This is a genomic window from Hydrogenivirga sp. (assembly GCF_056450045.1).
Genome location: NZ_JBWONM010000009.1, coordinates 1 through 4,182 on the forward strand (window position 1 = coordinate 1; position 4,182 = coordinate 4,182).

Annotated in this window: 6 protein-coding genes and 1 other RNA gene; 3 read left to right on the forward strand and 4 right to left on the reverse strand. The window is 52.7% G+C overall.

The features are described from left to right. Positions 1-1,138 (forward strand): thioredoxin domain-containing protein (locus AC1HCM_RS00310; RefSeq protein WP_479459779.1); only part of this gene is annotated, 1,138 nt, incomplete at its 5' end. Here AC1HCM_RS00310 and AC1HCM_RS00315 read toward each other — a convergent pair. From AC1HCM_RS00315 to AC1HCM_RS00330, 4 genes are read right to left on the reverse strand one after another with little or no spacing between them, the layout of a single operon-like run. Continuing rightward, the gene (locus AC1HCM_RS00315) at positions 1,107-2,036 is read right to left on the reverse strand and encodes a beta-ketoacyl-ACP synthase III (protein ID WP_479459780.1); all 930 of its coding nucleotides are present in this window, start codon (positions 2,034-2,036) and stop codon (positions 1,107-1,109) included. The two genes, AC1HCM_RS00310 and AC1HCM_RS00315, sit on opposite strands and share 32 nt — an antisense overlap. Continuing rightward, positions 2,037-3,056: a phosphate acyltransferase PlsX gene (plsX, locus tag AC1HCM_RS00320; RefSeq protein ID WP_479459781.1), complete on the reverse strand. Its 1,020-nt coding sequence runs from the start codon at positions 3,054-3,056 to the stop codon at positions 2,037-2,039. Further along, positions 3,056-3,247, reverse strand: a complete 192-nt coding sequence (gene rpmF / locus AC1HCM_RS00325) for a 50S ribosomal protein L32 (protein ID WP_479459782.1) — start codon at positions 3,245-3,247, stop codon at positions 3,056-3,058. The genes plsX and rpmF overlap by 1 nt, the downstream gene beginning before the upstream one ends. 14 nt (positions 3,248-3,261) lie before the next feature. Further along, a complete protein-coding gene (locus tag AC1HCM_RS00330; RefSeq protein WP_479459783.1) occupies positions 3,262-3,768 on the reverse strand; it encodes a YceD family protein in 507 nt (168 codons plus the stop codon). A gap of 118 nt (positions 3,769-3,886) precedes the next feature. On the opposite strand from AC1HCM_RS00330, the gene AC1HCM_RS00335 reads away from it, so the two are divergent. Beyond that, the gene (locus AC1HCM_RS00335; RefSeq protein ID WP_479459784.1) at positions 3,887-4,087 is read left to right on the forward strand and encodes a YgaP family membrane protein; all 201 of its coding nucleotides are present in this window, start codon (positions 3,887-3,889) and stop codon (positions 4,085-4,087) included. A 12-nt stretch (positions 4,088-4,099) separates the two neighbouring features. Then, positions 4,100-4,178, forward strand: an RNA gene (gene ffs, locus AC1HCM_RS00340) — signal recognition particle sRNA small type. The last annotated feature ends 4 nt before the right edge of the window (positions 4,179-4,182 follow it).

Here is a 4,182-nt window from a genome sequence, read left to right on the forward strand (position 1 = left end):
TGAAGATGCGGATAGCGAAGGTGAAGAGGGAAAGTTCTACACCTGGACTCTGAAGGAGCTGGAGGAGATCCTTACACCCGAGGAACTCGGAATAGCCCTCAAGGTCTTCAACATCGCAGGGGAGGGAAACTTCCACGAAGAGGCTACGAGAAGAAAGACGGGAAGGAACATACTCCACATGAAGAAGACTCTCTCTGAGTATGCCCAGGAGCTCGGCTACGAGGTTGATGTTCTAAAGCAGAGGTTGGAGGACATAAGGACTAAGCTCTTTGCCAGTAGGGAGAAGAGGGTGAGACCCCTCAGAGACGATAAGATCCTCACCGACTGGAACGGCTTGGCTATAGCAGCCTTCTCCAAGGCTGGAACCGCCTTAGGAAGGAAGGACTTCATAGAAAGAGCTAAGTCCTGTGCTGACTTTATTCTTGAGAAAATGTTTGATGAAAGGGGGAGGCTACTCCACAGGTATAAGGAGGACTCTGCCCAGATACATGCCTTCCTTGAGGATTACGCCTACCTTATATGGGGACTAACCGAGCTTTACTTTGCTACCCTCTCAGGGAGGTACCTTGCTGAGGCAAAGAGGCTCACAGACTTTGCCCTTGAACACTTCTGGGATGAGGAAAACTTAGGCTTTTTCCAGAGTCCAGACTTCGGTGAGAAGGTTCTGGTCAGAAAGAAGGAGATATACGACGGTGCAACACCCTCCGGCAACTCGGTGATGGCTTACAACCTCATAAGGCTCTCAAGGATTCTATCCCAACCCGATTACGGGAAGAAAGCCCACCAGACCCTCAGAGCCTTCTCTCAGGTTCTACTCTCCTTCCCAGCGGCACACACCTTCTCCCTCATAGCCGCCGACCTACTGCTAACCGGTGGCTTTGAGCTGATAGCGGTGGGAAGTAGGGAAAGAGCCCTCGTAGACCTGCTGGAGCTCCAGAAAAGGTTCCTGCCGGAAGGTGTTTACGCCTTCAAAGATGAGGAGCTTGAGCCCCTCAGTGAGTTCGTGAGAACCCTTCCCCCTCCGGAGGGAGAGGTATCCTACTACCTGTGCAGGGACTACCGCTGTGAGAAACCCCTTGAGGATATATCTCAGGTGGTTGAAAGCCTCAGTACCTTAGAAGGGTCGCCCCCCAGGTGAGACCACCGCCCATGGCGGTCATTAGGACAAGATCTCCCCTCTTCAATCTTCCCTCCTCTATGGCTTCGTGGAGGGCTATTGGGATTGAGGCTGCGGAGGTGTTGCCGTATCTGTCTATGTTCACATAGACCCTTTCCTGAGCTATACCCAGCTTCTCGGCGAGGGCTTTTATTATCCGCACGTTAGCCTGATGGGGTATGACTAAGGAAACATCTTCGGGGGAAACTCCGGCACTGCTCAGTACCTTTCTGCAGGCATCCTCCATATTCCTTACCGCTATCTTGAAGAGCTCCCTTCCCTTCATCTTTATATAGCCGCACTTGTCCGCGTACAGGATATCCCACAGCCTCCCGTCCGAGAGCATCTCGGAGGCTAAGACATCGCTCTCATCCTCAGACTTCTCAAGGACAACCGCCCCTGCACCGTCTCCGAAGAGGACACAGGTACTCCTGTCTGTCCAGTCCACTATCTCTGATAGCTTCTCAACTCCCACGACGAGGACCCTTTCAGCCTTTCCAGCCTTGATGAGACCGTCCGCCACCTCAAGGGAGTATAAGAAGCCGCTGCAGGCGGCTGAGAGGTCAAAGGCGTACCCGCCTTCCATTCCGAGCTCAGCCTGAAGCAGGCACCCCGTTGAGGGGAACCTCTTATCTGGAGTTAGCGTTCCCACGATGACAACGTCTATATCCTTTGGGCTGAGTCCCGCCCTCCCGAGGGCGGATAGGGATGCCTCCTTAGCCATCTCAACCACGCTCTCTTCCTTTGCTATCCTCCTCTCCTTTATGCCAGTTCTCGTGGTTATCCACTCATCGGAGGTGTCAACGAGCTTCTCAAGGTCATGGTTGGTCAAAACGCTCCCGGGCAGGTAAATTCCCGTCCCTGCTATCTTCGTGCCCATCTAAACCTTCACCTCTTCGGGTATCAGCTCCCTTATGTTCTGGACGAGCTTCCTGTTGAAGTCGTGAGAGAGGAACTCGCCCGCAACCTTTATGGCGTTCCTTATAGCCTTGGCGTTAGCCTTGCCGTGGGTTATTATCACAGGCTTCTTAGCCCCGAGGAGGGGTATCCCCCCGTACTCGGTGAAGTCCGCCTTCTTTTTGAACCTGTTCAGAGCGGGCAGGAGGAGGAACGCTCCGAGCTTTGCCAGAAGGCTCTTCTTTATCTCGTCCTTTATCATCTGGACAACGGCAAAGCCGAGGCTTTCACTTGCCTTTAGTATTATGTTTCCCACAAAGCCGTCGCACACTATCACATCAAAGGTCCCGGCGTATATGTCCCTTCCCTCCGCATTCCCGAGGAAGTTCAGTTTGGTCTGCTTAAGGAGCGGATAGGTGTCCTTGACGAGCTCGTTGCCCTTTCCCTCCTCCTCACCTATGCTCAGAAGCCCAACCCTCGGGTTCTCAATGCCGAGTATCTCCTGGGCGTAGGTATGACCTATTACCGCAAACTGAACGAGGTGTCTTGGCTTGGAGTCAACGTTTGCACCAACGTCTATGAGTACGGTCTTTCCCTTGGGGTTGGGCAGGGCAACCCCTATGGCTGGTCTCTCAACCTCCTCCTCCGCACCGACTACGAACTTACCCACCGCAAGGACCGCACCCGTGTTTCCTGCGGATATAAGCCCTTCAGCCTTCCCCTCCCTTACGAGCTTTGCCCCAACGTAGAGGGAGGATCTCCTCTTTTTAAGGACGCTTGAAGGAGGTTCGTGCATGCCAACGTTCTCAGGGGCATCAACGACTTCAAGGAGGGGGTTTCCCTTCTCCCCAGCCTTTTCAAGGATCTTCTCTATCTGGGCTCCGTCCCCAACCAGGTATATCTTGTAGCCGAGGTCCCTCGCGGCTAATATGCCACCCCTAACTATCTCTAAGGGCGCATAATCCCCACCGTTGCAATCTAAGGCGAACCCGTAGCGTTCCATTACTCAACTGTGATGACTTCCTTCCCCTTGTAATGCCCGCAGTAGGGGCATACCCTGTGGGGAAGTATCCTCTCACCACAGCTCGGACACTCGCTCAGGGAAGGCATGCTCCTTCTGAACTTGTTGAAGAAGTTCTGTGCCCTTCTCTGATTCCTTCTCCACTTTGAAGTCTTAGCCTTGGGGACTGCCATCTCTCTCTTACCTCCTATCTGGCAAGCAGGTTTCTTAGTATAGCAAATCTGGGGTCGTGGGGTGCGCCCTTTTCCTCTTCAAAGAGGAAAGCCTGATGGTGCAGTCCGGTGCAGTCGGGACTGCAGAGGGGCTTCATAGGTATGCTGAGTATTATCTCCTCCCTGACAAGGTCCTCAAGGTTGAGGAGGTCCGGCTCCTCCATAAAGGATACCTCAAGGTCCTCAGGTGCCAGGGCAACGTGCTCCTCCCTCGGATAGTAGGAGAGGTGCTTCTCCCTTTCCTGAGATATATCTTTGGAAAAGACCTCCAGACACCTGCTGCACTCAAGTTCCACACTGCCCACTATGTTGAGAAATACCTTGTAGCCCTTGTTGTCTTTGACTATGCGCACGTACACCTCAACGGGCTCTTTCAGGTCTCCTAAGTCCGCCGGGAAGGACAGAGACTCGGGACCTATGAGGTACCTGCTCTCAAAGGAGTCTGCTCTTTCAAAGATTTCCTTTAGATTAAGGACAGTCATAGCTCACTTCCCTTCGTATTTACTTCCTATAAATATAGCTTCCGAAGGGGGGACTTGCAAAGTTAATTAAGGATATTAGAATATTCTAAAATCCTTATCAAGGAGGTAAGCAATGAGCATGGATAGGATTCTTAGGCTGACTTCGGGTGTGATGCTTCTTATAGTCTTCTTCTTTGGTGTTGCAGGTGCAAATGTCCACTGGTTCTGGAAAGCCTTTCTCGTCTTCATGGCTCTCAACCAGATACAGTCCGCCTTCACCAACTGGTGTCCGGTTGTTTCCCTTTATAGAAAACTGGGCGTGAAAGAATGCCCCTGCTGAGCTATATTATAAGAAGCCCCGCAACGGGACAGGGTGAATCCCCCAGGCCCGAAAGGGAGCAAGGGTAAGCCCGCCGTCTCGGGTGCGGGGTAAAA